Here is a 25,711-nt window from a genome sequence, read left to right on the forward strand (position 1 = left end):
CTCATTTCCTCATGCGCGGGTCGAGACGATCACGCAAGGCATCGCCGAACAGATTGATAGCCAGCAACGTCAGGCTGATAAAAATGCCCGGGAAGATCCCCAGCCACGGTGCCGTCGAGATGTAGGTGCGGCTCGCCGAGAGCATGCTGCCCCAGGTCGCGGCCGGCGGCGGTACGCCCAGGCCAAGGAAGCTCAGCGCACTCTCCGAGAGCAACGCCCAGCCGAACATGCTGGTGCCCAGCACGCACAGCGGCGCCAGGCAGTTAGGGGTGATATGGCGGAACATGGTGTACAGCTCGGAGTTGCCGATCACCCGAGACGCCTCGATGAACTCCAGCTCACGCAACGACAACACACTGCCTCGCACCACCCGCACCACTGACGGGGTATAGGCAATGCCCAGGGCGAGCACGATGCCGTACTGGCTGGCACCAACGATTGCCATGATGCCCAGGGCCATGAGAATGCCCGGAAACGCCAGCAGGGCATCGTTGAGCATCATCAGCACGCGGTCGGTCCAGCCACGCAGGTAGCCAGCAAGCATACCGATTACCGTGCCGCAGATAACCGCCACGCTCACCGAGAGCAGGCTGATCCACAGGCTGGTGCGTGCACCAATGATCAATCGGCTGAACACGTCACGGCCGAATTCATCGGTGCCCAGCCAGTGCACAGTATTGGGCGCGTGCAGACGCGACAACAGGTCCAGCTTGAGCGGGTCAAAAGGTGTCCACACCACGCCGAGCAATGCCAGCAATACCAGTGCCGCGAGCAGGCTGCCGCCGATCAACGCATTCAACGGCGGGTAACGCCAGGCACGTCGCGGCTGGGCATCCAGCCCTGTGGGCAAGGCAGGAGTCTTGAGGTTCATAGCTTCACCCTTGGATCGAACAGCGGATACAACAGATCCACCAACAGGTTGACCAACACGTAGATGCAGGTGACCAGCAGCAGGCAACCCTGCAGCACCGGGTAGTCACGGGAGAAGATCGAATCGACCATCAGGCGGCCAATACCGGGCAAGGTGAACACGGTTTCCAGTACCGCAATACCGCCGAGCAAATTGCCGAGAATCAGGCCAATCAAGGTCCAGGTGGGCGCAAACGCGTTGCGCAGAGCGTGTTTCCACAGCACCGCTCCCTCCGACAACCCCTTGGCCCGCGCATGGGCGATGTACTCCAGGCGCAGCACTTCGATGGTGCTGGCCCGCGCCATCCGCGCAATCGCGCCGAACTCCACCAGGGTCAGGGTGATGATCGGCAGCACCACATAGGTCAGCGCTTTCATCGGGTCGCTGGCAAAGCCGACGTAACCGATCACCGGCAACCAGCCGAGCTGAATGCCAAACACATAGAGCAACAACAAGCCCAACCAAAAACTCGGCACCGACAGCAGCAAGGTCGCCGTAGCCACCAGTCCCAAGTCCAGCGCGCTGTTTTGCTTCCAGGCCGCGAGCAAACCCACCGGCACCGCGAGCAGGGTCGCCAGTAACACTGCGACGAGCACCACTGTGGCGCTGACGCTGAAGCGTTCGATCAGCAACTCCACTACCGGCTGGCGGCTGCTGATGGACATCCCGAGATCGCCACTGAGTACCGATTTGATCCAGATCAGGTACTGGGTCACCACCGAGTGGTCCAACCCCAGGCTGCTGCGCATGTCGGCGAGGCTTTGCGGGTCGGCCATATCACCCAGCATCAGCAACGCCGGGTCGCCGGGGATCAGGCGAATCAAGGCAAATACAATTACCGAGATCAACAGCAGGGTCGGCACCGCCATGCCGAGCCTGTGCAATATGAATCGAAACATAGCGGTACGCCTTACTTGGAAGTGTCGGCCAGCTTCACGCCCCACAGGCGCGGTTTGGCAACGGGCCAGGAGCGATAACCTTCAACGCGCTTGCCCATGGCGCCTATGGCGGTGCCGTTGTAAATGACCACCATCGGTACATCCTTGAGCATCAAGGTGTGCAGCTTGTCGAACAGCGGCTGGCGCTTGGCGGGGTCAACTTCACGCTGGGCCTCGCGCAATATCGCCAAGGCTTCGGGGTTGTCCCAGACCTTGCGCGGCTCTTTCTGCTTGTCGCCAATCACTGATTCGTAGCTCTGCGCCGCATCGAAACGCCCCGAGTAGGAGAACGACATCATCTGGTAGCTGCCGGTCTGGTAGCGCTCCAGCTGCGTGCCCCACTCCAGGGTTTCCATCTCGATATTCAGCCCCGCTGCCTGAGTCATGGCCTGGCTGAGCAAACCCATGTCGAACATCTGCGGGTAGCGCTTGTTGACCAGCATGCGGATTTTTTCGCCGCCGTAACCGGCCTCTTTCAACAGGCGCCGCGCCTCATCGAGGTTGTAGCTGTAGCCCTGGTGCGCGGTGTCGTCGTAGTACGGGCTGGCGGTGGGGATGACTGAGTTGTTGACCACCGACAAGCCATCGGACAAGGCCGCCACCATCTGCGCGTAATCCAGGGACAACGCCACCGCGCGACGAATGCGCACGTCCTTGAGCAACGGGTCACGGGTCTGAAACAGCAGGCCGCTGATGGTCATGATCGGGCTGACCTGGATCTGCAGATTCTTGACCTGCTTGAGTTGCGCGGCGTCCATCGCCGTCACGTCCGGAAGCAGATCGACGCCACCCGAGAGCAGTGCGGCCTTGGCCGAGGCCGAATCAGGGATCACCTCGAAACGCACCTTGTCGACAAACGCCTGCTTGTTGCCGGTGTACCCGTCCGCCTCGGCCTCGGCACGCGGCGTGTATTCCTTGAAGCGATCCAGTTCGACGTACTGGCCCTTCTGCCATTTGCCCAGGGTGAACGGCCCGGTGCCAATCGGCGCACGCCAACTGCCATCGGCGGCCAGCGAGTCCGGGTGCAGGATGCCGCTGCCGGCGCAATCCGGGCGAGCCATCGCGGCGAGAAACAAGCCGTTGGCCTGGTCCAGCGTGAACACCACGGTTTTCGGGTCAGGGGTGGCGACATCGACAATCTTGGCAGCACCACGCCCGTCGAACTCCGCCAGGCAACGCCATTGGGTCTTGGGGTCCAGGTAGCGCTGCCAGGTCCATTGCACATCCTTGGCCGTCAACAGCTGGCCATTCTGGAAGTGCACGCCGTCTCGCAGGCTGAAGGTGTAGCGCAGGCCATCTGGCGATATCGCGACGGCACTGGCCAGCATCGGCGCGATGCTGGTGTCTTCGCGATACGCAACCAACCCTTCGACGATATGCATCATCACCGCATCGGTATTGTCGTCACGGTTGACGCCCGGGTCGGTGCTGCGGATATCACCATTGAGACCCACGCTGATGACCTTGTCTTGCGCGACGGCCATGGAAAAGGTGCACGCCGACATCGCGACGGCCAGGGCCGTCTTTACGTAACTATTCACGGGAGAAAGACTCCTTGAAGAAATTTTCCGGTCAGTGGCGAGGGCCAAGGCAGGACCGGCATCAGAATGAGTGAATCCTTGGTTATTGTTATACGGCCTGTTCTGAGTGCATCTACCAACGGTGTATCAGCCAAGGCTGCGCTTGCGGCGCAACACCTTGGCGAAGAAGTCCTGGGCAGCCGGCATGGCCTTGATGCCCTGATGAGCGACGTTGGGCAGCAGGTCGAAGTGCACGTGCACGCCGGCGGCTTCGAAACTCGCCTTCAAGCTGGCCAGGCGCTCCGGGCGCGTGCGTCCGGCCGCGTTGGCACCGGCCATGTAGTGCTTGCCCCCTTCGCGGTGGGTGATTTCCCAGGTTTCGAGGTCTGAATCGCCGACCACCATGTGCACCGGCAGTTGCTGCAAGGCTTGCAGGTTCAACGGTTTGCCAAAGCGCGTCGCGAAGTCCCGCACGCCGACCCACCAGTCCTGCTCGGCGTCCAGCAAGGTCACCGAGCCCGGCGCACCGATGGACGCCGCCCAGAGTTTCTCCGGGTGCAGGTAGCAGAACCGGTGGGTGAATTGCCCGCCGCCGGAATAGCCGAACAGCGCAAAGGTATCGAAGCGCCGCCCGTAGCGCTTGCCGACGCTGGCGATCATGTCGAGCAACACCTGGTCGTAACGGATATCGCCCTCGACCAGTTGCTTGTAGCCATCGCCATTGCTGTCACCCAGCACGCCGACCGGGAACAGCGGCGACAGGATCACACAATCGTTCCAGCGGCCAAACTCCGCGAAGCCATTGCGATAAATCTCCATCGCACGGGTCGAGCCGTGCAGCGACACCACCAGGTCCACTGGCCGGGAGCTGTCTTCGATGGTTTCAGGCACATAGAGGGTGTAGGCAAAACGGCTGTCCTCGTGGTGCGAGTACACCGTGGTAGCGCCGAGGTGATACACGTTTTTGGCCGCACGCAAGGCCGCGTCGATGGGGTTGGTGTCTGGATGGGTATCTGGATTGCTCATGGAAAGTTCGCCGAGTCAGTTCGGACTTGAGTATTGGCCGGGCGCTATAAAAAGAAAAACTAATTAAACTTTAGCCTGAGCAAACAAAACCTTTACGATCACGCCCTACCCCTGGTTGCGAGTTGACCCATGAGCAACATTCGCTTTTTCAAGACGTTTATCGCCGTCGCCGAGTACGGCAGCTTTGCCGCCGCTGCCGACCGCGTGGCACTGACCAACGCCGCCGTCGGCCAACAAATGCGCGCACTCGAAGAAGAAATGCGCCGCCCGCTGTTCGACCGCAGTCAGCGGCAGATCAAGCTGAGCCGCGACGGCGTGTTATTGCTGCCCAAGGCCAAGCGCCTGCTGGCGGACTACGAACAAATGATCGCCGAAGCCCCCGATGGCGAGGCCATGGAGGGCGAAGTGTCGATCGGCGGCATCACCTCTGGCATGGGCCTGCTCGCCAATTGCCTGGTGCAACTGAAAAAACTGCACCCCCGGATCTCGGTCAACCTGATGACCGCCCGTTCCGACGAAGTGGTCAACCTGGTGCAGGCCGCCAAACTCGACGCCGCGCTGCTGATCGAGACTGCGCGGCAAAACTTCAGTGGTTTGAGCTGGACCCTGCTCTACAACGAACCCATCGTCATGCTCGCCAATGCCACGCAGACCGCCGGCATCAACGACGCGGTGGAGTTGCTGAGAACCCAGCCGTTTATTCGCTACGACAGGTCCACGGCAGTGGGTCGCAAGGTGCAGTCGATCATCAAGAGTGAATCGGTAGAACCGCTGGAGATTCTGGAGCTGAACTCGATCATCGGAATCGCCGATCTGGTGCGCCAGCAAGTCGGGGTGGCGATTGTGCCGCTGCTGAAAAATTTCGACTGGCACAAAGACCCAAGCCTGCGGGTGCTGCCATTGCCGGGCGACCTGGCAGTACGCCGGGTGGGGATATTGGAACAAGGCACCAAAAGTGCGATTACCGGGGAAATTCGCAAGTTGCTGATGTCGGCGGTGTCCCAGTAATTCTTCCTTGGTGTGGTCATGCCGTGAACTGCGCCCCTGTCCCTCTGGAAGAACGTCCCGCACTTGCCAAGCAAGCACCTTTCGCCCCTGAACAGACATTCGTCAACGCCCGTTCAGGGTTAAAAGCCGCCTGTTCCGCTATTGCAGCGGAACGTACACATCTGTTTGCCATTGATCCTGAGGTGTCTCGGGGTAGGCGCTCAGGTAGTGGAAGAACAGCGGATGATCACGCAGTTCCTCGCCACTGGCCGGGAGCCAATCGCGGTAAATCGGATAGATCGTTTCGCCGATGTGATCCGGCGACCCGGTGTGTCGCACCACGACGCAGCGACCGGCCGGAATGACCATTTCGTGCACGCCGAACTCATTCGGCGCCACGGCCTCGTGAATCTCGCCGCAGATTGCGAAGCGGAATGCGTGGGCAGGTGTCGTATCGGGGTTGTTGTAGGGAATGCCAAAGGTGCGACTCGATGCCACCGGCGACTGTCCGCTCTGCATACGCCATTTGATGAACCTGCCCACGCTCTCATTGACCAGCCCGGCGGGTCCGCAGTGCTCAAGCGCTGCGACTGTGACTTCAGGGAAATCTACGATTCGTACTTGCATGATGATCGTCCTAGAAAAGTGAGGGATGGCTAAGACCGCATTCCAGACCTGCCAGTTCGGTTCCTTCCTGAACGCGCTGGGCGTCATACCGAACGCCCTTCTGAACGCCCTGCAAAATGCCTCGGGACTTTCAAAGCCGGCACCAAGCGCGGCCTCCAGTACCGAGTGATCCGCAGCGGCGGCCAGGCGATGTGCCGCGCGCCTTAGTCGCATCAGTTGCACATAACGTGAGACAGGCACGCCAACGAACGCGGTGAATTGCCGATGGAAGTGAAACGCCGAAAAGTTCGCCACCTGGCTCAACGTCTTCACCGACAGGTCACCTTCAAGATTGGCGTCAATGTAGGCGAGTACGGCGTTGAAGCGTGTTGTGTAAGCGAAATGGATCGGCATGTCTGACACTGGAAAAGCTCCTGGAAGTTCGGTCGCCAATAGAGTCGTCTATCGCCGCATCAACACGCCTAGCCGCGTTTGCTCAAGCTACGTTTGGGGTTGGGCCGTGATGCCTGTGTCTGGCCGGCGGGTCGCTGAAGCACGCCGCACCTCATTCCACTGTCTGCAACCATTTGAGCAGATCCATTTCCAGGCTGCCCTGCTTGAGCGCTGCGGGAGAGAACAGGCAATAGCGCGAGCCATCCTCGACAAATCCCAGCGGTGCGGCCAAGACACCGCTCTGAACATCATCGCGCACCAGATGCCACGGACCGATGGCAACCCCCAGGCCCGCGACCGCCGCCTGGATGCTGAAATAGAAGTGCTCGAAAGACTGCCTCTGCGCCACGCAAAGACTGAGTCCACTTGCACCGGCCCACTCCTGCCAGGCGTCAGGCCTGCTGGCGGTCTGCAGCAATGGCGCCGTGGGGCTCAGGCTCTTTCTGGCTTTGCCAAACCATTGGCCGACCTTTTCGGGCCGACATACAGGGCCAACCCTTTCAGTGAACAGTGTCTCGGCATGGTAGGTGGGCGGCCGAGGAAAATCGTCGCGGCGAATGGCCAGGTCTATGCCCTGGTCAAACGAAAAACAACCACCGCCGGCTACCAGGTGGATGTCCTGCCCTTGATGTCTTTGTTGGAAGTCGCTCCATCGAGGGATCAACCAGCGCATCAACAACGTTGGCTCGCACGACAGGACAAGCACCCGAGTACGCCGGGCTTCGGTGCGTATCTCGCGAACTGCCTGGCTCATTATCCCGAGCCCCTCACTCACTGCGTTCGCCAGGCGCTTTCCCGCGTGCGTCAAATAGACCCTACGGCTGCGGCGCTCGAACAGATCAACGCCCAGGTCCTCTTCAAGCACACGTACGGCACGGCTGATGGCGCCGGGCGTCAGGTGCAGTTCGCGGGCGGCGCGGGCAAAGCTCTCGAAGCGTCCGGCTGACTCGAAGCAACGCAATGCCAGCAGAGAAGGCATTCGCGCCTCACCGATTCGTGAGCTTGAGTCATCATTTTCATCAGAAATCATCGTTAGTGCCCAGGAATATGATCTGTAAACATTGCTTTCCATCATAACAACGCAAGGGCTCAGCATGAGCGAATGGATAGCAGTGATCACCATTACCTTACTCGCCTGCATCAGCCCGGGGCCAGACTTCGCCATGGTTTCACGCAACGGATTGCTGCTGTCTCGCCGGGCTGGCTTGCTGACCGCAGTGGGAATTGGCACGGGGGTTCTGGTCCACGTTTGCTACACACTGCTCGGGCTGGGGTGGGTCCTGCAGCAGACGCCCTGGCTGTTCAATGCGCTCAAGCTCGCGGGTGCTGCTTACCTGGTCTACCTGGGAATCAAGATGATCCGTTCCGGGCCGGCGAGCGAACAGCCAAACGTACCGCCACCGGCAATCTCGGATCTGGCCGCCCTGCGCACGGGGTTTCTCACCAACGCGTTGAACCCCAAAACATCGATCTTCATCGTCAGCCTGTTCATGGGCGTAGTACGACCGGATACCGCGATGACGGTGCAAGTGGCATACGGTCTGTTCATCGCGAGTGCGCACATAGCCTGGTTCAGCCTGGTCGCGCTGTGCTTCTCAAGCGGAAAAATGCGCGAGACGTTGATGGCATCACGGCAATGGATTGACCGAGGGTTTGGCGGCCTGCTTGTGAGCTTCGGCATATTCCTGACCATCACTCAGCGTTCCGCTTGAGTGGCCTCGGCCCTTGAGCAGAGACAACGCCCTGTTGCCCAACTAACGGCACTCTGTCGTGAGCATGAATGTACTCATCACTGCAAAACCGCCGCCTGCTACACTCCCGCCCCCGAACCCACCTGAAGATGACCACGGGTTCTGGTCGCCCATTGAAAGGACTCTCTAATGAATAAGGTGCTATTCAGCCTTCTCGCCTCAACACTGGCCATGTCGCTCAACACTGCCCATGCCGCTTCCGTTGCCGAAGTCTTTACCGGCGACATGTTGGGCACCAATCAGCGTTACTTTGAATCGGTAGCCGGCATTCCCCGGGAGTCCAACGGCAACGATCACCATTTCAAAGTCCAGGGTTGTGACATCACCGCCACGGTCGAAGGCGGCAAAGTCAGCAAGCTGCGCCTGGAACTGACGCCAAAATGCCAGGCTGACTTGACCCAGTTCGTCGACACCTACGCTCCCGCTCCAGGCAAACCCCTCACCGTCGGTGCATTTACCGCCTCGTCCGGTGGTGGCCTGAGCTTCTCCGCCGACTGCCTGAGCATGTGCGGCAATGCCGCAGATCCTTCGGTCTACGCCCACTGGGAAGGCCCCCATGCCGTCGGATTCAGAGAAGTCCTGCTGGAGGTGGTCCTGGTATCGGATGCAGCGCTTGACGCCTCCGGCCAGTGGGAGTCTCACATGCGCAAGGCCGAAGGCGATGACTACGTGATGGAAACGCGCTTCAACTGCGACCAGAAATACGCCTCCATCGCGCAGAAGGCCTTTGAAAACGTGCCGGTCACTGCCGTCACCATCGGCTCGGAGCTCAAAGCGCCCGGGTGCTGATGATCAGCGGAACATATCGGGCCCTCGCCGGAGGTGGACAGCACCCGGCGGGGCTTTCCGGGTTGGTGTGGATCAAGCCGTAACGCATTTTATCCGCCCTGACTAAACCACCTATTCAAACGCTACATCTACAAAGGGCGGCGGGCACCCAACGGGTGTGCCCGGCAATCAGCCTCGCTCCAATCACAAGAGCGAGCTCACGCCGAGCCCCCCTTAGCCGCCCTGAAAAAATCTCGACCGTGGATTCACCTCAGTCATCCACACCCCCTATTCCTCCCCCACCCAATACCAAACGCCACCGCTCTGCGGCATCACCTCCCCCGACTCAAAATACTCGCGCGTCTCAGTCTCCAGCGGCGCAAACCAATACCCCGTCCGACTACAGGCCTGGCCCGCCGGCAAAGGCGCCACCCGCCCCGCATCAACTGGCCGAACATCCCTGGCGTAGGCCACCAGGTCCCGGGGATAGACCATCGACTCAATCGCGCCGTCATCGATCCCATACAGAAACGCCACCGCCGCCGCCTCCAGCGCCCAGTACCCGCAGTAGCTGCCCTCATCCCCTTGCAGGTGGCTGTCGTGCCAGGGCGCCTGCTCGAACGCCGGGTACCAGGCGTCGCAGTATTGCTGCAACAGCGTGGCGGCCTGGGTCGGGTCTTCTTCATAAATGGCCTGGACCAGCGGGGTGTAGAGGTCGTGATACCAACGATCGACGTCATAGCGCTCAGGCAGCAGCTTGCACAGCAAGTCTTCGTAGAGGGTGTCGTCGCCGGCGTAACCGGCGGGGTCGATCAGGGCGACAAAGCGCTGCAGCAGGTCGGTGCGGTGCAGCAGGATGCACAGGCTGAAGACCTGGACGCACTCTTCGTACTGGTCGAGCCAGTCGTCGATGGTCAGCGGGGTGATGTTGGGGATGCCCTGATAAATCGCCAATTGCCGCTGCAGCCCTTCGTAGCTGTCGACCAAGGTTTCCAGCAAGGGGATCAAGGATTCGATGGCATCACCCGCGGTGTAGCGGATGAGGATTTCCTTGAAGATCAGCTTTTGGAAATAGCGGGCCCTGACGGACTTTTCCTGGGCCTCGGAGTCGGCCTGGAAGGTGTTTTCTTCAAAGAAGCACACGCTCTTGCGGTAGTTGATAAAGAAGTTGTCGAAGCGTGCTGCGCTCAAGAATGTTTGTCTTTTGTCCGTGATCACCGGTCTTCCCTGCTAAACGTGGCTGCGATTGGCCGGCGGCACGCTATCAAAGCATCAGTCACGCTGTCCACGGGTCACGCACCAGGCGACAGGGACATGGCCTGGTTGACAAGCCCCTGCGCGCCGCCCTTTCATACTCCCCGTTCGCGCTGGTAGCGACTTTCCAGCGCCAGGCCAGATAAGGATCAATCCATGGCAGTGCAAAAAAAGGGCAAGTACTGGTACGGCACCAGCGCCCACGACACCGAGGCCGAGGTGCTCAGGTACAGCACGCGCAACCGCTACCCGGCCACTGGCTTCCGGCATGCGGCGTGCCCCTGCGGCAGCCAGGCATTCCGCCTTGCCAGCGATGAAAACGCCGGTGCCGCCCGCCGCACTTGCACCCAGTGCGGTACCGAACACTGGATGGGCGACAGCGAGCTCTATGCCAGCGAGGCCGAGTTGGAAAGCCACGAGTGCATCTGCGACGGCGATGCGTTCCATCTGCTGTCAGCCGTGGCGCTCTACCCGCAAAGCAATGATGTGCGCTGGTACTACATCGGCTGCTACTGCCCGAACTGCCACTTGGTGGGTGTGTTCGCCGACTGGAAATGCGAGGCCGGCGAAGCACAGGCCTTTTTGGCCAATACCTGACCCAGGCGTTGGCGGCCAGCGCGTGTATCGACACAGCAATGGACCTTCTGCCGCCAACCCCGATCAGCGAACGATCCCAGCCCCGGAATCTGCCAAAGACCGCTTTACTGCACCGCGTGCCGCCAGGTAAAAAGGCCGTCGATGCAGTCCCACACCCTCACGCCAAACATTGAATGTGGAGCCTTACATGGATACTTACCCCACTGGAACCCATCTGGTTGTCGGTCGAGGCGTGTACACCCACCACGGGATTTACGTCGGTAGAAAGCGTGTAATCCATTATTCCGGCATGGCCTCGGGCATCGACAAGGGCTGCATCGAGTCCACCAGCCTTGCGGCGTTCTGCCAGGACAAGAAACCGCGGATCAGAACCTACAAGAAAACCTATTTCAGCGGCCCCGCCATTTGCCGGCGTGCGCGCTCCCGACTGGGTGAAGATCAGTACAACATCCTGTTCAACAACTGCGAGCACTTTGCCAATTGGTGCGTCACCGACCTGCACAGCAGCGCGCAGGTCGAGGCCGCGAGCATGCGTGTCGGCGCGGCGCTGGCCTCGCAGCTGTTTACACGCAAAGCCGCCGAGGATGCGGCGAAGCAGGCAGTAACCTCATTGGCCGCCAAGGGGACAACGGCCGCTGCGCGCAATCTGATTACCGGGCAAGCGAGCAAAACCATCGCCAATCAGGCTGCTCGCTCCCTGGTCGGCCAAACCCTGGCCAGGGGCGCTGTAGGCACCGCAACCGGCCTGATCGGCACGGGCGGCGTTTCCGGCCTGGCTGCCACAGGACTTGGCGCAGCAGGCATTGCCAGCGGCGCGGCGCTCGCCCCGGCCGTTGCAACCATTGCGCTGGCGGCGGGCGCGGCCTACGCGGCCGGTCGACTCTGGGATTGGTTGGTGGATTGAACGCGGGCGGTGCCCGCTGCCGAATTGGGTGGTTGAATAGGCGGCTTTTTTCAGAACCCGCACCGAGGGCAGCACCCCCTCACCCCAGGTGCCCCTCATTAAGGACGATGCATGTCACTGATCTCGCAACGTGTAGCGCTCGCACGCCATGGAGCCAACGATAAAGTCATTTGCCGGATGCCCTCGGGCTGGGCGGTCATGGGCGATGTGCAGTTCCTGCCGGGCTATTGCCTGCTGTTGCCCGACCCGGTCGTCGCCAGCCTGAACGACCTGAGCATCGAGGCCCGCACCGCCTATCTGCTGGACATGGCGCGCATGGGGGACGCGGTGTTGGCGGCCACCGGCGCCCTGCGCATGAACTATGAAATCCTCGGCAACTCCGAGCCCGAACTGCATTGCCATATTTTCCCCCGATACGCCTCGGAGCCGGAACAGAAGCGCAAGATGCCGGCCTGGTTCTACGACTGGAAAACCGCCATTCCCTACGCCGAGGAAACCCACGGCGACTTGCGCAAGCAAATCGCCCACCTGCTGCAAGCGTCGAACCCAAGCGCCTGAGCAGTCTGCTCGGCCCTCACCCTGCCCGACTGAACGGCGCAGTGACCCGCCCCGCCAAGGTGATTACAATCGCCGGCTTTTTTGCAGCAAGGACCGGCTCATGCAACGCATCTTGATTTTGGGCAACTCCGGCAGCGGCAAATCGACCCTGGCGCGAACATTGGGCGCGCGCCTGGGCCTTCCCGTGGTGCACCTGGATACGCTGTTCTGGGAGGCCGGCTGGGTCGAACCGGATGCCGAGACATTTCGCACCCGGGTCCGCCAGGCGGTGGCGGCGGACGCCTGGGTGTGTGAAGGCAACTATGCGCGACGCACCTTCGACCTGCGGCTGCCCCGCGCCGACCTGATCATCTGGCTCGACACGCCGCGCCTGACCTGCTGGCGTCGGGTGCTGTTGCGCAGCCTGTTGAACCGCCCGCGGTCCGATCTTCCAGCGGGCTGCAGCGAGAAGCTGGACCGGGAGTTCCTGGGCTTTCTGAATTACGTGTGGAATTTTGATCGGCGCCAACGGCCCGGGATCGAAGCCGCGCGCCAGGCCATCGGCCCAGGCATTCCGGTGGTTCGCCTGCGGGGTACCCGGCAGATTCGCCAGTACCTGGCGGGCCTGCCCAGCCGTGCCTCGTCGACGGCCACCGCGAATCGCTGAAACGCCCTGGGTACCGGGCCTGGACCCGTTCCGCAGGCGTGCCGCACGGGTTGTACACAAAAAACGGTTAAAGATTTACCCCGCTCGGGCCGACATAACAGTGATAGCACTTGGCCACGCAGTTTATTTTTCGGCCATTTGCGCTGCCCTCCCCGCTGATGGTTGTCGTCATGAAAATAAAAAATAAGCTCGTGCTTGCGTTCGTCTCAGTCGCCTTTATCCCGGTCAGCCTGGTGGCGCTGATTTCCGTGCTCAACACCCGGACCCAGGCGGTGGATCAATTCATCGATGGCAGCACCCGGGAAATTCGCCAGATTGACGGCAATATCCGGCAGTTTTTCGACGCCAGCCAGCAGAACGTCGATCAGATGGCGGCCGATCCTGTATACACCTCGGTGGCCAGCCTGAAGGACTACCAGGCCGCCGATGCCGCCAGCCAGCCCCTGCCTGAAGCGGCCCGACAGGTCATCGAGCAGTTTGCGCGCTTTGGCAAGACCCACCCGGCGGCGGCGATCCTGTCCATCGGCCTGGAGGACGGCACCTACGCCAAATGGCCGGACGACCCGCAACTGGCCAAGTACGACCCGCGTGCACGTCCATGGTACAAGGCCGCCATGGCCAGCCCGGGGCAAACCGTGCGCACCCCCGCCTATTACTACGACAAGGACGATGTGGCCCTGGTCGGCACCGCCCGGGCCCTGCTCGACAACGCCGGCAAAGCCAAGGGCGTGTTCGTGGTCAGCGTTTCCCTGAAAAACCTCACGGAACTGGTCAAGAGCATCAAGCTCGGCGAAAGCGGCTACGTGATGCTGATCGAAGACGGCACCGTGCTGGTCGACCCGCGCGACGCCAAGCACAGCTTCAAGCAGCTCAAGGACCTGGGCGCGCCCTATGCGCACCTGGCGGCCACCCCGCAGGGCTCCACCGAGGTGGAAATCGATGGCGTGCGCTACATGGCCAATATCTGGACGTCACCGGGCCTGGGCTGGCGCTACATCGGCCTGATCGAGTACAGCGAAGTCATGGCTGCGGCGACGCGCATGACCTACCTCACCGCCATTATCGTGGTGGTGCTGGCACTGATCTTCGCCCTGCTGGCGGCGGCGTTCTCCAAAGTCATCGTCAAGCCCATCGGCCAGGTCAGCACCGGCTTGCAGTCCATCGCCCAGGGCGAGGGCGACCTGCGCCGGGACCTGGTGGTCCAGGGCAAGGACGAAACCGCGGAACTGGCCGGCTGGTTCAACAAGTTCCTGGCCGCCATCCGCCAACTGATCCAGCACATCGGCGCCGCCTCGACCAATCTGCAGGATGCGTCCCGGGTCAACAGCGAGGTGGCCCACAACATGAACGACGCCGCCGGGCGTCAGCGTGAGGCGGTGGAGCTGGTGTCCACGGCCTTCAACGAAATGGTCGCCACCGCCAACGAAGTGGCCCGCTCGTGCAGCAATGCCGCCGAATCCGCCGAGAGCGGGCACCGTCGGGTGGCCGAGGGCAAACAGCAGATCGAGCTGACCACGGAAAACGTCAACCGCCTGGGCAGCCGCCTGACCGAGTCGTCCCAGGCCATGGTCGAGCTGGAAGCCGGTAGCCGCAGCATCAACCAGATCCTCGGCACCATCCGCGCCATCGCCGAACAGACCAACCTGCTGGCCCTGAACGCGGCCATCGAGGCCGCCCGCGCCGGCGATCAAGGGCGCGGCTTTGCGGTGGTGGCCGACGAGGTGCGGGCCCTGGCCAAGCGCACCTCCGACTCCACCGGGGAAATCGACCAACTGCTGGGCACCCTCGGCAGCAAGACCCAGGAAGTCTCGCAGAAGATGGAAAGCTGCCTCGACCTGTCCCGCGCCAGCGTGTCGTCCATCGAAAATGCCCGTGACAGCTTTGAAGGCATCCAGCTGTCGGTCAATGAAATCAGGGACCAGAACCTGCAAATCTCCGCCGCCGCCGAGGAACAGCACAGCGTTGCCGAAGAGATCAACCGGCACATCCAGCAGATCTACGACGAAGCGCGACTGGTGGAAACCCTGGCCCATTCGGCGCAGGAAGATTCGGGTCGGCTGTCGCAACTCTCGGAAGAGTTGAATGGCCTGGTGGGGCGGTTCAAGTCGTAGGTTGCCCTTCCCCCTGTCACCGGCGGGTGCTGCAAAACGTGCCTGATCATCAGGCATCGGTTGCAGGGCCGCCGGGTCCTCCTGCTGAACGCCTGCGAACGCAAGCCATGTAACTCAGCACAGATTTCGTCCGTCATATTCCTGTTGCGCGATCCCCAGCTCTCGCCCCATGCCGCCCATTCCCTGGGCCGACATAGGCGCAGAGCCTGGAAACCGGCTCGCCTGCGCATGATTTCCAGCAGCCGAACCGAGGCCTGAAGTGCTCATGCCTCGGATTATGCGCCGCTGTTCAAGGCCTACTGAAAGCGCCCGGCAGCGGCAGTAAAAAGCGAATTTTCAAGGAGCAACACATGGGTTTTCTCACGGGCAAACGCGTTCTGATCGTCGGTGTCGCCAGCAAGTTATCCATTGCATCGGGCATTGCCGCGGCCATGCATCGCGAAGGCGCCGAGCTGGCCTTCACCTACCAGAACGAAAAGCTTCGCGGGCGCGTGGAGGAGTTCGCCACTGAGTGGGGCTCCAACCCGGGGCTGTGCTTCCCCTGCGATGTGGCCAGCGATGAGGAGATCGCCCAGGTCTTCGAAAAGCTGGGCCAGCAATGGGATGCACTGGACTGCATCGTGCACTCGGTGGGCTTTGCGCCTGGCGACCAGTTGGACGGCGACTTCACCGAAGCCACCACCCGCGATGGCTTCCGCATTGCCCACGACATCAGCGCCTACAGCTTTATCGCCCTGGCGAAGGCCGGGCGGCCGATGATGAAGGGCCGTAACGGCAGCCTGTTGACCCTGTCTTACCTGGGCGCCGAGCGCACCATGCCCAACTACAACGTCATGGGCATGGCCAAGGCCAGCCTGGAAGCCGGCGTGCGCTACCTGGCCGGCAGCCTCGGCCCGGAAGGCACCCGCGTCAACGCGGTATCGGCGGGACCGATCCGCACCCTCGCCGCTTCCGGGATCAAGAACTTCCGCAAAATGCTCGCCGCCAACGAAGCGCAAACGCCTCTGCGGCGCAATGTGACCATCGAAGAAGTCGGCAACGCCGGTGCCTTCCTCTGCTCGGACCTGGCCTCGGGTATCAGCGGGGAAATCATGTACGTGGATGGCGGGTTCAACACCACGGCCATGGGCAACCTGGACGATTGACCCAAGGGATGTGCCGCTTCAGGTGGAAGCGGCATTCCCGTCAGGCACGTGGCATGCCTGATCGCGCGCGGTGCCTGGATTGAGGGCGCCGGGCGCCCCAGCGGGAGCAAGCTCCCTCGCCACAGAAGCCCTGCCCAACCCTACCTAGAAGTTCGCCGGCGTATTCGCGCTGATGATTTCCGCCTCATCCTGCCCGATATTGCGAAACCTGTGGGGCAAGGTGGTGGGGAAGTAATAGCCATCCCCCGGATTCAATATGCTGACCTGGCCATCGACGGTGAGCTCGACGGTGCCACGGGTGACAAGACCACACTCCTCGCCTTCGGCATGCACGATCGGTTCTTCGCCGGAGCTGGCGCCGGGGGCGTATTGCTCCCGCAGAAAGCGCATCTGGCGGCTGGGGATCGGTGCGCCCACCAACAGCAGGCGCAGGCCGTCGCGGCCCAGGTCGGGCTGTTCGTTGGCGCGGAAGATGTATTGGTGTTCCCGTGGCGGCTGGTCGAAGGTGAAAAAGTCCGCCAGGGACATGGGGATGCTTTCCAGCAGCTTTTTCAGGGAGCTGACGGAGGGGCTGACGCGATTCTGTTCGATCAGGGAGATGGTGGCGTTGGTCACGCCGCTACGACGGGCCAGCTCGCGCTGGGAGAGTTTGTAGCTTTCGCGAACGAGTTTGAGTCGGGTGCCCGTGTCCATAACAGCCTTATGTGAGAGGAACTTAAGGGTATTTTGCGGCGGTTGGGTCGCGAACTTCGCGATTTGGCTGCCCCTGGAGCCTGAAAGGCGGCTATTTAAACATGTTTGACACAGGTGCTGTAAAGACTGGCGATGAGGGGAATGACGGGGGAATTTCGGGCTGGGTTGGCGCGGGCTACAGCCCCCTGAAACCCTGCCTTTTTGTGGTGAGGGAGCTTGCTCCCGCTCGGCCGCGCAGCGGTCGTCAATCAGGCGCTCGGGTTGTTTGGATTGATCGCGGTCGCCCGGTTTGGGAGGGTTGTGCCCTCCAGCGGGAGCAAGCTCCCTCGCCACAGGAAGCGCTCAGCACTGGAGGGCGGCGGCGTCAGATACCGAAGCGGTCGCGCAGGGCGTAGTAGGCGGCGCCCATGGCCGTCAGCGGGGCCTGAAAGGTACGGCCGCCGAACATCGGCATGTGCGGTAGGGAGGCAAAGGCGTCGAAGCGTTCGGCGTCACCACGGATCACTTCGCTGATCAGCTTGCCCGCCAAATGCGAACAGGTGACGCCGTGCCCGCTGTAGCCCTGCATGTAGTAGGCGTTCTTTTCGATACGGCCAAACTGCGGCATGCGCGACATGGTCAGCAGGAAGTTGCCGGTCCAGCGGTAGTCGATCTTGACGTCTTTCAGCTGCGGGAAGGTCTTGAGGATCTTCGGCCGGATCAGTTGCTCGATGTCGTCCGGCTCGCGGGCGCCGTAGACCACGCCACCGCCATACAGCAACCGGTTGTCAGCGGTCAGGCGGTAGTAGTCAAGCAGGTAGTTGCAGTCTTCGACGCAGTAATTGTTAGTGATCAGGCTGCGCGCGACTTTTTCCGACAGCGGCTCGGTGACCACGATCTGCGAACCGCAAGGCATGCTTTTGCGGGTCACCCGTGGGTCGAGGTTTTGCGGCAGGTAGGCATTGCCGGCGATCAGCAGGTACTTGGCCCGGACCACGCCCTTGGCCGTACGCACCACGTTGGGTTCGCCGTAGGTGATTTCCTCGGCCGCCGATTGCTCGAAGATCTTGCCGCCCAGGCCGATGATGGCGCTGGCTTCACCCAGGGCCAGGTTCAGCGGGTGGACGTGGCCGCCCTGCTTGTCCAGCAGGCCGCCAACGTAGTTGTCACAGCCCACTTCACGCGCCATGTCCTTGGCATCGAGCAGTTGCAGATTGCGGTTGCCGTAGCGCTCCCAGCTGCTTTTCTGTTCAGCCAGGCCCTTGAGCTGCTTTTTGTTCAGCGCGGCGAAGATCCCGCCCGGGCGGTAGTCGCACTGGATGTCGTAGTGCTGGATACGCTGGCGAATGATATCGGCGCCTTCGAACATCATGCTGCCGAGGATTTCGGCGCTCTTTTCACCGTAGCGCTGTTCGATCACATCCACGTCACGGCTGTAGGAGTTGACCAGTTGCCCGCCGTTGCGCCCGCTGGCGCCGAAGCCGACCTTGGCCGCTTCGAGCACGGTGACGCTGTAGCCGGCTTCAGCCAGGAACAGCGCCGACGACAGGCCGGTATAACCGGCGCCAATCACACAGACATCGCACTCCACCAGCTCTTCAAGCACGGGGAAGTCGCCGGTGTGGTTGCGGGTCGCGGCGTAGTAGCTGTTTACATGAGGTTGCATGGTTCGGACTCCCGGGCGACTGGCCGGCGCAGGCCGGCAATCGCCGTTGTTATTAGGGCTTAGAGCTTGATCCAGGTGGCTTTGAGCTCGGTGTACTTGTCAAAGGCGTGCAGCGACTTGTCGCGGCCATTGCCCGACTGCTTGAAGCCGCCGAACGGCGCGGTCATGTCGCCGCCGTCATACTGGTTGACCCACACGCTGCCGGCGCGCAGGCCCCGGGCGAAGCGGTGGGCGCGGCTGAGGTTGGCGGTCCACACCGCAGCCGCCAGGCCGAAGATGCTGTCGTTGGCGATCGCCAGCGCTTCTTCTTCGGTGTCGAAGCTGATCAGCGACAACACCGGGCCGAAGATTTCTTCGCGGGCGATGGTCATGGCGTTGGTCACACCGTCGAAAATCGTCGGCTCCACGTACTGCCCGCCCGTGTCCTGCAGGGTGCGCTGGCCGCCGACCAATAGCTGGGCGCCCTGCTCCTTGCCGATCTCGATATAGCGCAACACGTTGTCCAGTTGCCGCTGATCGACCACCGCGCCGACCTTGGTCGCCGGGTCCAGGGGGTGCCCCGGCTTCCAGGCCTGGAGCGCTTGCACCAGTAACGGAATAAATGCCTCGCGGATCGAGCGCTGCACCAGCAGCCGCGAACCGGCCACGCAGACTTCGCCCTGGTTGAAGGCGATCCCGGCCGCTGCCGCTTCTGCTGCGGCGCGCAGGTCCGGAGCATCGGCGAACACCACGTTGGGGCTCTTGCCGCCAGCCTCCAGCCACACCCGCTTCATATTGCTCTGGCCGGAATACGCCAGCAGTTGCTTGGCCACCCCGGTGGAACCGGTAAAGGCCAGCACGTCCACATCCATATGCAGGGCCAGGGCCTTGCCGACGGTGTGGCCGTAGCCCGGCAGCACGTTGAACACGCCCGGGGGAATGCCGGCCTCGAGTGCCAGCCGGGCCAGGCGAATGGCGGTCAACGGCGATTTTTCCGAAGGCTTGAGGATGAACGAGTTACCCGCCGCCAGGGCCGGAGCGAACTTCCAGCTGGCCATGATCATCGGGAAATTCCACGGCACGATGGCTGCCACCACGCCGCAGGGTTCCCGCGTGATCAGGCCCAACTGGTCGTGGGGCGTGGGCGCCACTTCGTCGTAGAGCTTGTCGATGGCCTCGGCGCTCCAGCGGATCGCGTTGGCGGTGGCCGGCACGTCGATGGCCATGGAATCGCCGATCGGCTTGCCCATGTCCAGGGTTTCCAGGAGCGCCAGTTCTTCCTGATTCTCGAGGATCAGCTCGGCGAACCGGAGCAGCACCCGCTTGCGCGCCGCCGGGGCCTGCAAGCGCCAGACCCCGGATTCGAACGCCCGGCGTGCAGCGTCCACCGCCGCGTCGGCGTCGGCGGTATCGGTGCTGGCGACCCGGGCCAGAAACCGCCCGTCCACCGGGCTGATGCTGTCAAAGGTCTCGCCGCTTTCGGCCCAGCGGTACTCGCCGTCGATAAAGGCCCGGCCTTCAAGGCTCAGGGACTGGAAGTGCTGCTCCCAGTCATTGCGATGCTTGGTCATATGCAGTGCTCAACGCAAAAAGTGGGAGGGCCGTCAGACCGTGTGCAGGTACCAGTTGTACTCAAGGTCGGAAATCGAATTCTCGAACTCGGCCAGCTCACTTTCCTTGCACGCCACAAACACGTCGATGTACAGCGGGTCGATGTACCTGGCCATGACTTCGCTGTCGTCCAGCTCGCGCAGGGCGTCACGCAGGTTGTTGGGCAGGCTTTGCTCGTTCTGCTCGTAGGAGTTGCCTTCGACCGGCGCCCCCGGCTCGATCTTGTTGGTCAGGCCATGGTGAATACCGGCCAGTACCGAGGCCATCAGCAGATAGGGGTTGGCGTCGGCGCCGGCCACTCGGTGCTCTATGCGCACGGCATCCGCCGAACCGGTCGGCACGCGCACAGCCACGGTGCGGTTGTCGATGCCCCAGCTCGGCGAGTTCGGCACATAGAACTGCGCGCCGAAACGGCGGTAGGAGTTGACGTTGGGGCAGAGGAACGCCATCTGCGCCGGCAGGGTTTCCAGCACGCCGCCGATGGCGTGGCGCAGGGCGTCGTTGGTCTCGGGGTCTTCGCTGGCGAAGATGTTGTTGCCCTTTTTGTCGAGGATCGAGATGTGCACGTGCAAGCCATTACCGGCCTGGCCCGGGTAGGGCTTGGCCATAAAGGTGGTGTCCATCTCGTGGTCGTAGGCGATGTTTTTCACCAGGCGCTTGAGCAGTACCGCGTAGTCGCAGGCCTTGATCGGGTCGCTGACGTGGTGCAGGTTGACCTCGAACTGCGCCGGGGCGCTTTCCTTGACGATGGCGTCGGCGGGGATGCCCTGCTCTTTCGCGCCTTCAAGGATGTCTTGCAGGCAATCGACGTATTCGTCGAGGTCATCGATCAGGTAGACCTGGGTCGAATGCGGGCGTTTGCCGGAGATGGGCGAGCGCGGCGCTTGCGGGCGACCGTTCACGTTGTCCTGGTCGATCAGGTAGAACTCCAGCTCGAACGCGGCGCAGATAGTCAGGCCCAGTTCGTCGAACTTGCTCACCACCTGACGCAGCACTTCCCGCGGGTCGGCGAAGAACGGCTGGCCTTCGAGTTCATGCATGGTCATTAACAGCTGCGCGGTGGGGCGCTTCTGCCAGGGCTCGATGCTCAGGGTGTCCGGGATCGGGTAGCAGATGCGGTCGGAGTCGCCGATGTCCAGGCCCAGGCCGGTGCTTTCCACGGTGGAGCCGTTGATGTCCAGGGCGAACAACGAGGCCGGGAGGTTGATGCCTTTTTCGTACACCTTGTGCAGCGCGGTGCGTTCGATGCGCTTGCCGCGCACCACGCCGTTCATGTCTGCAATCAGCAGATCGACGTACAGGACCTCAGGGTGTTTTTTCAGAAAGGCGTTGGCTTCGTTGAGCTGAACGGCACGCAGTGGGACCGACATGATGCACCTATTGTGTTAATTATTATGTTCAAAGCTGTTTCGTGACAGCAGTCAATCCGAAAGACAAAGTGAAGTCAATAGCGAACACCTGGGGTGTTTCGTTAATTATATTGACACCAATCAGGCCGATACAGGGCGCACACCCCGTTAATCAGCCTGATCACGCCATGCGGTGTTTATAATTTTTTACAGGAAAGTTGTTAATTAAAATCAACGAGGATAAGCTCTGGAAAAACTCGTTCCAGCGTGAATTTCGAGGTGATAAAAATGGCACTCAAGCCATTGATCGGTGTTACTGCGTGCGTCAAAGAGATTGGCCTGCACCCCTACCATGTCAGCGGCGACAAGTACTTGCGTGCTGTCAGCGTCGCGGCCCTGGGGTTGCCGGTGATCATCCCTTCCCTGGCGGACCTCTGCGAGATCAAGGATCTGCTGCGCTACGTCGATGGCCTGCTGTTTACCGGCTCGCCATCCAATGTCGAACCCTTCCACTATCAAGGCACTCCCAGCGCGCCGGGCACCGCCCATGACCCGCAGCGCGACGCCACCACCCTGCCCCTGTTGCGGGCGGCGGTAGAGGCCGGCGTGCCGGTCCTCGGTATCTGCCGTGGCTTCCAGGAAATGAACGTGGCCTTTGGCGGCAGCCTGCACCAGAAGGTGCATGAACTGCCGGGCTATATGGACCACCGCGAAGCCGACGACCCGCGCCTTGAAGTCCAGTACGCCCCGGCGCACCCGGTGGCGATCCAGCCCGGCGGTGCGTTCGAGGCCATGGGCCTGGCCGGCGAGATCCAGGTCAACTCGATCCACAGCCAGGGCATCGACCGCCTGGGCGATGGCCTGCGGGTCGAGGCCGTGGCCCCGGATGGCCTGATCGAAGCCGTTTCCGTGGAGCACAGCCAGGCGTTTGCCTTCGGCGTGCAGTGGCACCCGGAATGGCAGGTCCTGTCGAACCCGGCCTACCTGAGCATTTTCCAGGCCTTTGGCGATGCCTGCCGGCACCGTGCCGCGCAGCGTCAGCGCCTTTAACCCAAGGCAGCCCGCACAGGGTTGCAAGCACCCGAGTCACCGATTGACACGCCCTGCCCACCCGGCGCGCGCACTTCCGTGCGCCCGTCGTGCGGCGTGAACGGCAACACCTGAACAACAACAAGCAAGGCCAGGCAGCCAGGACGGCGGCGCCGAATAAACCTGCACAGCACTGACGGTGCAGGTTTGCAATCAACCTTATTAAGTCAGGCCGCATTGGCCCGACGACCTGTTGGGAGTTTCACATGGCAAACGCCTCCAGCATTTATCGCAAGGCTCTGGAAGGTCATCAGCAACCACAAAAGGTGCTGGTGAAGATCGACCGCGTGACCAAGAAGTTCGATGAAACCGTGGCCGTGGACGATGTGTCCCTGGAGATCCACCAGGGCGAGATCTTCGCCCTGCTGGGCGGCTCCGGTTCCGGCAAGTCCACCCTGCTGCGCATGCTCGCCGGTTTCGAACGGCCCACCGAAGGCCGCATCCTGCTGGATGGCGTGGACATCACCGATATGCCGCCCTATGAGCGGCCGATCAACATGATGTTCCAGTCCTATGCCCTGTTCCCGCACATGACCGTGGCCCAGAACATCGCCTTCGGCCTCAAGCAGGATCGCCTGCCGGCCAGCGAGATCGAGGCCCGGGTCGAGGAAATGCTCAAGCTGGTGCACATGACCCAGTACGCCCGGCGCAAACCCCACCAGCTCTCCGGCGGCCAGCGCCAGCGCGTGGCCCTGGCCCGCTCCCTGGCCAAGCGCCCGAAACTGCTGCTGCTCGACGAACCCATGGGCGCCCTGGATAAAAAGCTGCGCTCGCAGATGCAACTGGAGCTGGTGGAGATCATCGAACGCGTGGGCGTGACCTGCGTGATGGTGACCCACGATCAGGAAGAGGCCATGACCATGGCCCAGCGCATCGCCATCATGCACCTGGGCTGGATCGCCCAGATCGGCAGCCCGGTGGACATCTACGAAGCCCCGGTGAGCCGTCTGGTGTGCGAGTTCATCGGCAACGTGAATGCCTTCGACGGCACCGTGGTCGAAGACCTCGAAGGCCACGCCATCATCCACTGCCCCGAGCTGGAACAGCCGATCTACGTCGGCCACGGAGTCAGCACCTCGGTGCAGGACAAGTCGGTGACCTACGCCATCCGCCCGGAAAAAATGCTGGTCAGCACCGTCAAACCCGAGAACAGTTACAACTGGTCCCAGGGCAAGGTGCATGACATCGCCTACCTCGGCGGCCACTCGGTGTTCTACGTCGAGCTGCCCAGCGGCAAGATCGTCCAGTCGTTCATGGCCAACGCCGAACGCCGTGGCGCCCGGCCGACCTGGGACGACACGGTGTACGTGTGGTGGGAAGACGACAGCGGCGTGGTACTGCGGGCATGAGTACTTCGACCATGAGCACTTTCAATCAGGCGTTGATCCGTGTGCTGCCCAGCGGTCGCAAGCTGGTGATCGGCATTCCCTTCCTCTGGCTGTTCCTGTTTTTCATGCTGCCGTTCTTCCTGGTGATGAAAATCAGCTTCTCAGAAGCGGCGGTGGCGATTCCGCCCTACTCGGAGATCTACAGCTTCGTCGACCAGAAACTCCAGGTGCTGCTGAACCTGGGCAACTACAGCCTGCTGGGCGCCGACGAGTTGTACATCTCGGCCTACCTGGGCTCGTTGAAGATTGCCCTGCTCAGCACCCTGATGTGCCTGGCGATCGGCTTTCCCATGGCCTATGCGATTTCCAAGGCGCGCAAGGAAGCGCAAAACGTGTTGCTGCTGCTGATCATGATGCCGACCTGGACCGCGATCCTGATCCGCGTCTACGCCTGGATGGGCATCCTCAGCAACAACGGCCTGCTCAACGCCTTCCTGATGTGGAGCGGCCTGACCTCGAGCCCGATCGAAATCCTCAACACCAACACCGCGGTGTACATCGGCGTGGTCTACGCCTACCTGCCGTTCATGGTGCTGCCGCTGTACGCCAACCTGGTCAAGCACGACCAGAGCCTGCTGGAAGCGGCTTCGGACCTGGGCTCGAGCAACTTCAACAACTTCTGGAAAATCACCGTGCCCCTGGCCAAGAACGGCATCGTTGCCGGGTGCATGCTGGTGTTCATCCCGGTGGTCGGCGAGTTCGTGATCCCGGAACTGCTGGGCGGCCCGGAAACCCTGATGATCGGCCGCGTGCTGTGGCAGGAGTTCTTCAATAACCGCGACTGGCCGGTGGCGTCCGCCCTGGCGGTGGTGATGCTGGCGATCCTGATTATTCCCATCCTGCTGTTCAACCGCAGCCAGGCCAAAGAAATGGAGGCACGGGCATGAAGCGTTTCAGTTTTTCGACCCTGATGCTGGTGCTCGGCTTGTTGTTCATCTACCTGCCGATGCTGATTCTGGTGATCTACTCGTTCAACGCCTCCAAGCTGGTGACGGTCTGGGGCGGCTGGTCGTTCAAGTGGTACCTGGGCCTGCTCGACAACACCCAACTGATGGGCTCGGTGGCGCGCTCCCTGGAGATTGCCTGCTACACCGCCGTGGCCGCCGTGGCCCTGGGCACCCTCGCCGCCTTCGTGCTGACCCGGGTCACCCGCTTCAAGGGCCGGACCCTGTTCGGCGGCCTGGTGACGGCGCCCCTGGTGATGCCCGAAGTGATCACCGGCCTGTCGCTGTTGTTGCTGTTCGTGGCCATGGCACAGATGATCGGCTGGCCCATGGAACGCGGCCTGGTGACCATCTGGATCGCCCACACCACGTTCTGCGCCGCCTATGTTGCGGTAGTGGTCTCGGCACGCCTGCGGGAGCTGGACCTGTCCATCGAAGAAGCCGCCATGGACCTCGGTGCGCGGCCATTCAAGGTGTTTTTCCTGATCACAATCCCTATGATCGCGCCCTCGCTCGCGGCAGGCGGCATGATGTCGTTCGCCTTGTCCCTGGATGACCTGGTGCTGGCCAGTTTCGTTTCCGGGCCCGGCTCCACCACCCTGCCGATGGAGGTGTTCTCCGCCGTGCGCCTGGGGGTCAAGCCGGAGATCAACGCCGTGGCCAGCCTGATTCTGCTGGCGGTGTCCCTGGTGACCTTCATGGTCTGGTACTTCAGCCGCAAGGCCGAAGCCAACCGCAAGCGGGCGATCCAGGAAGCCATGGAGCAGACCACCAGCGAAACCTGGCAGGCGCAACCCAAGCAGCCACAACGAACGCCAGCGACGGCCTAGGCCGTCGCG

The 25,711-nt window shown here is 62.0% G+C and carries 24 protein-coding genes and 1 pseudogene; 14 read left to right on the forward strand and 11 right to left on the reverse strand.

Annotated elements, in window-relative coordinates:
- Window position 1 precedes the first annotated feature (1 nt).
- The 4 genes from ACOZJV_RS07330 to ACOZJV_RS07345 all read right to left on the reverse strand — a co-directional run bounded on the left by ACOZJV_RS07330 (window position 2) and on the right by ACOZJV_RS07345 (window position 4,394).
- On the reverse strand, window positions 2-871 hold the full coding sequence (locus ACOZJV_RS07330; RefSeq protein WP_421547226.1) for an ABC transporter permease: 870 nt from the start codon (window positions 869-871) through the stop codon (window positions 2-4).
- Window positions 868-1,809, reverse strand: coding sequence for an ABC transporter permease (locus ACOZJV_RS07335; protein ID WP_078472627.1), 942 nt, complete (start codon window positions 1,807-1,809; stop codon window positions 868-870). Before ACOZJV_RS07335 ends, ACOZJV_RS07330 begins: the two co-directional genes overlap by 4 nt.
- Window positions 1,810-1,820: 11 nt before the next feature.
- On the reverse strand, window positions 1,821-3,389 hold the full coding sequence (locus ACOZJV_RS07340; protein WP_421547227.1) for an ABC transporter substrate-binding protein: 1,569 nt from the start codon (window positions 3,387-3,389) through the stop codon (window positions 1,821-1,823).
- 126 nt (window positions 3,390-3,515) lie between these two features.
- Window positions 3,516-4,394, reverse strand: a complete 879-nt coding sequence (locus ACOZJV_RS07345; RefSeq protein WP_020298222.1) for a poly(aspartic acid) hydrolase — start codon at window positions 4,392-4,394, stop codon at window positions 3,516-3,518.
- Window positions 4,395-4,523: 129 nt separating this feature from the next.
- On the opposite strand from ACOZJV_RS07345, the gene ACOZJV_RS07350 reads away from it, so the two are divergent.
- Window positions 4,524-5,402 carry a LysR family transcriptional regulator gene (locus tag ACOZJV_RS07350; RefSeq protein ID WP_020298223.1) on the forward strand — a complete coding sequence of 293 codons (879 nt, stop codon included), beginning with the start codon at window positions 4,524-4,526 and terminating at the stop codon, window positions 5,400-5,402.
- Window positions 5,403-5,540: 138 nt separating this feature from the next.
- On the opposite strand, the gene ACOZJV_RS07355 is transcribed toward ACOZJV_RS07350, so the two are convergent.
- Together ACOZJV_RS07355 and ACOZJV_RS07360 are read right to left on the reverse strand one after the other, a co-directional pair.
- Entirely contained in the window at window positions 5,541-6,410 is an 870-nt protein-coding gene (locus tag ACOZJV_RS07355) for an AraC family transcriptional regulator (protein ID WP_421547228.1), read from the reverse strand.
- Window positions 6,411-6,552: 142 nt separating this feature from the next.
- A complete protein-coding gene (locus tag ACOZJV_RS07360; RefSeq protein ID WP_421547229.1) occupies window positions 6,553-7,470 on the reverse strand; it encodes a LysR family transcriptional regulator in 918 nt (305 codons plus the stop codon).
- A gap of 64 nt (window positions 7,471-7,534) precedes the next feature.
- Between ACOZJV_RS07360 and ACOZJV_RS07365 the strand changes: the two genes are divergently transcribed.
- Together ACOZJV_RS07365 and ACOZJV_RS07370 are read left to right on the forward strand one after the other, a co-directional pair.
- Window positions 7,535-8,152 (forward strand): LysE family translocator, encoded by a 618-nt coding sequence (locus ACOZJV_RS07365; RefSeq protein ID WP_421547230.1) that lies wholly within the window; start codon window positions 7,535-7,537, stop codon window positions 8,150-8,152.
- Window positions 8,153-8,320: 168 nt separating this feature from the next.
- Window positions 8,321-8,980 (forward strand): hypothetical protein, encoded by a 660-nt coding sequence (locus ACOZJV_RS07370; protein WP_421547231.1) that lies wholly within the window; start codon window positions 8,321-8,323, stop codon window positions 8,978-8,980.
- Window positions 8,981-9,247: 267 nt separating this feature from the next.
- On the opposite strand, the gene ACOZJV_RS07375 is transcribed toward ACOZJV_RS07370, so the two are convergent.
- The gene (locus ACOZJV_RS07375; RefSeq protein ID WP_421547232.1) at window positions 9,248-10,177 is read right to left on the reverse strand and encodes a PoNe immunity protein domain-containing protein; all 930 of its coding nucleotides are present in this window, start codon (window positions 10,175-10,177) and stop codon (window positions 9,248-9,250) included.
- Window positions 10,178-10,369: 192 nt separating this feature from the next.
- On the opposite strand from ACOZJV_RS07375, the gene ACOZJV_RS07380 reads away from it, so the two are divergent.
- The 7 genes and pseudogenes from ACOZJV_RS07380 to fabI all read left to right on the forward strand — a co-directional run bounded on the left by ACOZJV_RS07380 (window position 10,370) and on the right by fabI (window position 16,174).
- Complete coding sequence (locus tag ACOZJV_RS07380) at window positions 10,370-10,810, forward strand: hypothetical protein (protein WP_421547233.1); 441 nt, start codon at window positions 10,370-10,372, stop codon at window positions 10,808-10,810.
- A 187-nt stretch (window positions 10,811-10,997) separates the two neighbouring features.
- The gene (locus ACOZJV_RS07385) at window positions 10,998-11,714 is read left to right on the forward strand and encodes a lecithin retinol acyltransferase family protein (RefSeq protein WP_078472635.1); all 717 of its coding nucleotides are present in this window, start codon (window positions 10,998-11,000) and stop codon (window positions 11,712-11,714) included.
- A 111-nt stretch (window positions 11,715-11,825) separates the two neighbouring features.
- On the forward strand, window positions 11,826-12,272 hold the full coding sequence (locus tag ACOZJV_RS07390) for an HIT family protein (protein ID WP_078472636.1): 447 nt from the start codon (window positions 11,826-11,828) through the stop codon (window positions 12,270-12,272).
- Window positions 12,273-12,372: 100 nt separating this feature from the next.
- Window positions 12,373-12,918 carry an AAA family ATPase gene (locus tag ACOZJV_RS07395; RefSeq protein WP_421547234.1) on the forward strand — a complete coding sequence of 182 codons (546 nt, stop codon included), beginning with the start codon at window positions 12,373-12,375 and terminating at the stop codon, window positions 12,916-12,918.
- A 170-nt stretch (window positions 12,919-13,088) separates the two neighbouring features.
- Window positions 13,089-14,174, forward strand: a pseudogene (locus tag ACOZJV_RS07400) (cache domain-containing protein); the annotation flags it as partial.
- 87 nt (window positions 14,175-14,261) lie between these two features.
- Window positions 14,262-15,029: a methyl-accepting chemotaxis protein gene (locus tag ACOZJV_RS07405; RefSeq protein ID WP_421547590.1), complete on the forward strand. Its 768-nt coding sequence runs from the start codon at window positions 14,262-14,264 to the stop codon at window positions 15,027-15,029.
- A gap of 350 nt (window positions 15,030-15,379) precedes the next feature.
- Window positions 15,380-16,174 carry an enoyl-ACP reductase FabI gene (gene fabI / locus ACOZJV_RS07410; RefSeq protein WP_078472638.1) on the forward strand — a complete coding sequence of 265 codons (795 nt, stop codon included), beginning with the start codon at window positions 15,380-15,382 and terminating at the stop codon, window positions 16,172-16,174.
- A 144-nt stretch (window positions 16,175-16,318) separates the two neighbouring features.
- Here fabI and ACOZJV_RS07415 read toward each other — a convergent pair whose 3' ends face one another.
- From ACOZJV_RS07415 to ACOZJV_RS07430, 4 genes are all read right to left on the reverse strand, one after another.
- Window positions 16,319-16,867, reverse strand: coding sequence for a cupin domain-containing protein (locus tag ACOZJV_RS07415; RefSeq protein WP_078472639.1), 549 nt, complete (start codon window positions 16,865-16,867; stop codon window positions 16,319-16,321).
- A 364-nt stretch (window positions 16,868-17,231) separates the two neighbouring features.
- Window positions 17,232-18,512 carry an NAD(P)/FAD-dependent oxidoreductase gene (locus tag ACOZJV_RS07420; protein WP_078472640.1) on the reverse strand — a complete coding sequence of 427 codons (1,281 nt, stop codon included), beginning with the start codon at window positions 18,510-18,512 and terminating at the stop codon, window positions 17,232-17,234.
- A 59-nt stretch (window positions 18,513-18,571) separates the two neighbouring features.
- Window positions 18,572-20,062, reverse strand: a complete 1,491-nt coding sequence (locus tag ACOZJV_RS07425) for an aldehyde dehydrogenase (RefSeq protein WP_421547235.1) — start codon at window positions 20,060-20,062, stop codon at window positions 18,572-18,574.
- 33 nt (window positions 20,063-20,095) lie between these two features.
- Window positions 20,096-21,472, reverse strand: coding sequence for a glutamine synthetase family protein (locus ACOZJV_RS07430; protein WP_078472642.1), 1,377 nt, complete (start codon window positions 21,470-21,472; stop codon window positions 20,096-20,098).
- A 267-nt stretch (window positions 21,473-21,739) separates the two neighbouring features.
- Here ACOZJV_RS07430 and ACOZJV_RS07435 point away from each other — a divergent pair, with 267 nt between their 5' ends.
- The 4 genes from ACOZJV_RS07435 to ACOZJV_RS07450 all read left to right on the forward strand — a co-directional run bounded on the left by ACOZJV_RS07435 (window position 21,740) and on the right by ACOZJV_RS07450 (window position 25,702).
- Complete coding sequence (locus ACOZJV_RS07435) at window positions 21,740-22,501, forward strand: gamma-glutamyl-gamma-aminobutyrate hydrolase family protein (protein ID WP_078472643.1); 762 nt, start codon at window positions 21,740-21,742, stop codon at window positions 22,499-22,501.
- Between the two features lie 245 nt (window positions 22,502-22,746).
- Window positions 22,747-23,889: a polyamine ABC transporter ATP-binding protein gene (potA, locus tag ACOZJV_RS07440; RefSeq protein ID WP_078472644.1), complete on the forward strand. Its 1,143-nt coding sequence runs from the start codon at window positions 22,747-22,749 to the stop codon at window positions 23,887-23,889.
- Window positions 23,890-23,933: 44 nt separating this feature from the next.
- The gene (locus tag ACOZJV_RS07445) at window positions 23,934-24,815 is read left to right on the forward strand and encodes an ABC transporter permease subunit (protein WP_161955769.1); all 882 of its coding nucleotides are present in this window, start codon (window positions 23,934-23,936) and stop codon (window positions 24,813-24,815) included.
- Window positions 24,812-25,702 carry an ABC transporter permease subunit gene (locus tag ACOZJV_RS07450; protein ID WP_421547236.1) on the forward strand — a complete coding sequence of 297 codons (891 nt, stop codon included), beginning with the start codon at window positions 24,812-24,814 and terminating at the stop codon, window positions 25,700-25,702. The genes ACOZJV_RS07445 and ACOZJV_RS07450 overlap by 4 nt, the downstream gene beginning before the upstream one ends.
- Window positions 25,703-25,711: the final 9 nt, after the last annotated feature.

Origin of the sequence: Pseudomonas sp. QD4 (assembly GCF_049199125.1) — a bacterium.
Lineage (GTDB): Bacteria > Pseudomonadota > Gammaproteobacteria > Pseudomonadales > Pseudomonadaceae > Aquipseudomonas.

Coding starts and splice junctions, on each gene's coding strand:
- potA (WP_078472644.1), top strand. CDS start 22,747: ATGGCAAACGCCTCCAGCATTTATCGCAAGGCTCTGGAAGGTCATCAG.
- ACOZJV_RS07425 (WP_421547235.1), bottom strand. CDS start 20,062: ATGACCAAGCATCGCAATGACTGGGAGCAGCACTTCCAGTCCCTGAGC.
- ACOZJV_RS07420 (WP_078472640.1), bottom strand. CDS start 18,512: ATGCAACCTCATGTAAACAGCTACTACGCCGCGACCCGCAACCACACC.
- fabI (WP_078472638.1), top strand. CDS start 15,380: ATGGGTTTTCTCACGGGCAAACGCGTTCTGATCGTCGGTGTCGCCAGC.
- ACOZJV_RS07370 (WP_421547231.1), top strand. CDS start 8,321: ATGAATAAGGTGCTATTCAGCCTTCTCGCCTCAACACTGGCCATGTCG.
- ACOZJV_RS07415 (WP_078472639.1), bottom strand. CDS start 16,867: ATGGACACGGGCACCCGACTCAAACTCGTTCGCGAAAGCTACAAACTC.
- ACOZJV_RS07405 (WP_421547590.1), top strand. CDS start 14,262: ATGAACGACGCCGCCGGGCGTCAGCGTGAGGCGGTGGAGCTGGTGTCC.
- ACOZJV_RS07390 (WP_078472636.1), top strand. CDS start 11,826: ATGTCACTGATCTCGCAACGTGTAGCGCTCGCACGCCATGGAGCCAAC.
- ACOZJV_RS07365 (WP_421547230.1), top strand. CDS start 7,535: ATGAGCGAATGGATAGCAGTGATCACCATTACCTTACTCGCCTGCATC.
- ACOZJV_RS07350 (WP_020298223.1), top strand. CDS start 4,524: ATGAGCAACATTCGCTTTTTCAAGACGTTTATCGCCGTCGCCGAGTAC.
- ACOZJV_RS07345 (WP_020298222.1), bottom strand. CDS start 4,394: ATGAGCAATCCAGATACCCATCCAGACACCAACCCCATCGACGCGGCC.
- ACOZJV_RS07360 (WP_421547229.1), bottom strand. CDS start 7,470: ATGATTTCTGATGAAAATGATGACTCAAGCTCACGAATCGGTGAGGCG.
- ACOZJV_RS07450 (WP_421547236.1), top strand. CDS start 24,812: ATGAAGCGTTTCAGTTTTTCGACCCTGATGCTGGTGCTCGGCTTGTTG.
- ACOZJV_RS07380 (WP_421547233.1), top strand. CDS start 10,370: ATGGCAGTGCAAAAAAAGGGCAAGTACTGGTACGGCACCAGCGCCCAC.
- ACOZJV_RS07430 (WP_078472642.1), bottom strand. CDS start 21,472: ATGTCGGTCCCACTGCGTGCCGTTCAGCTCAACGAAGCCAACGCCTTT.
- ACOZJV_RS07395 (WP_421547234.1), top strand. CDS start 12,373: ATGCAACGCATCTTGATTTTGGGCAACTCCGGCAGCGGCAAATCGACC.
- ACOZJV_RS07385 (WP_078472635.1), top strand. CDS start 10,998: ATGGATACTTACCCCACTGGAACCCATCTGGTTGTCGGTCGAGGCGTG.
- ACOZJV_RS07335 (WP_078472627.1), bottom strand. CDS start 1,809: ATGTTTCGATTCATATTGCACAGGCTCGGCATGGCGGTGCCGACCCTG.
- ACOZJV_RS07330 (WP_421547226.1), bottom strand. CDS start 871: ATGAACCTCAAGACTCCTGCCTTGCCCACAGGGCTGGATGCCCAGCCG.
- ACOZJV_RS07435 (WP_078472643.1), top strand. CDS start 21,740: ATGGCACTCAAGCCATTGATCGGTGTTACTGCGTGCGTCAAAGAGATT.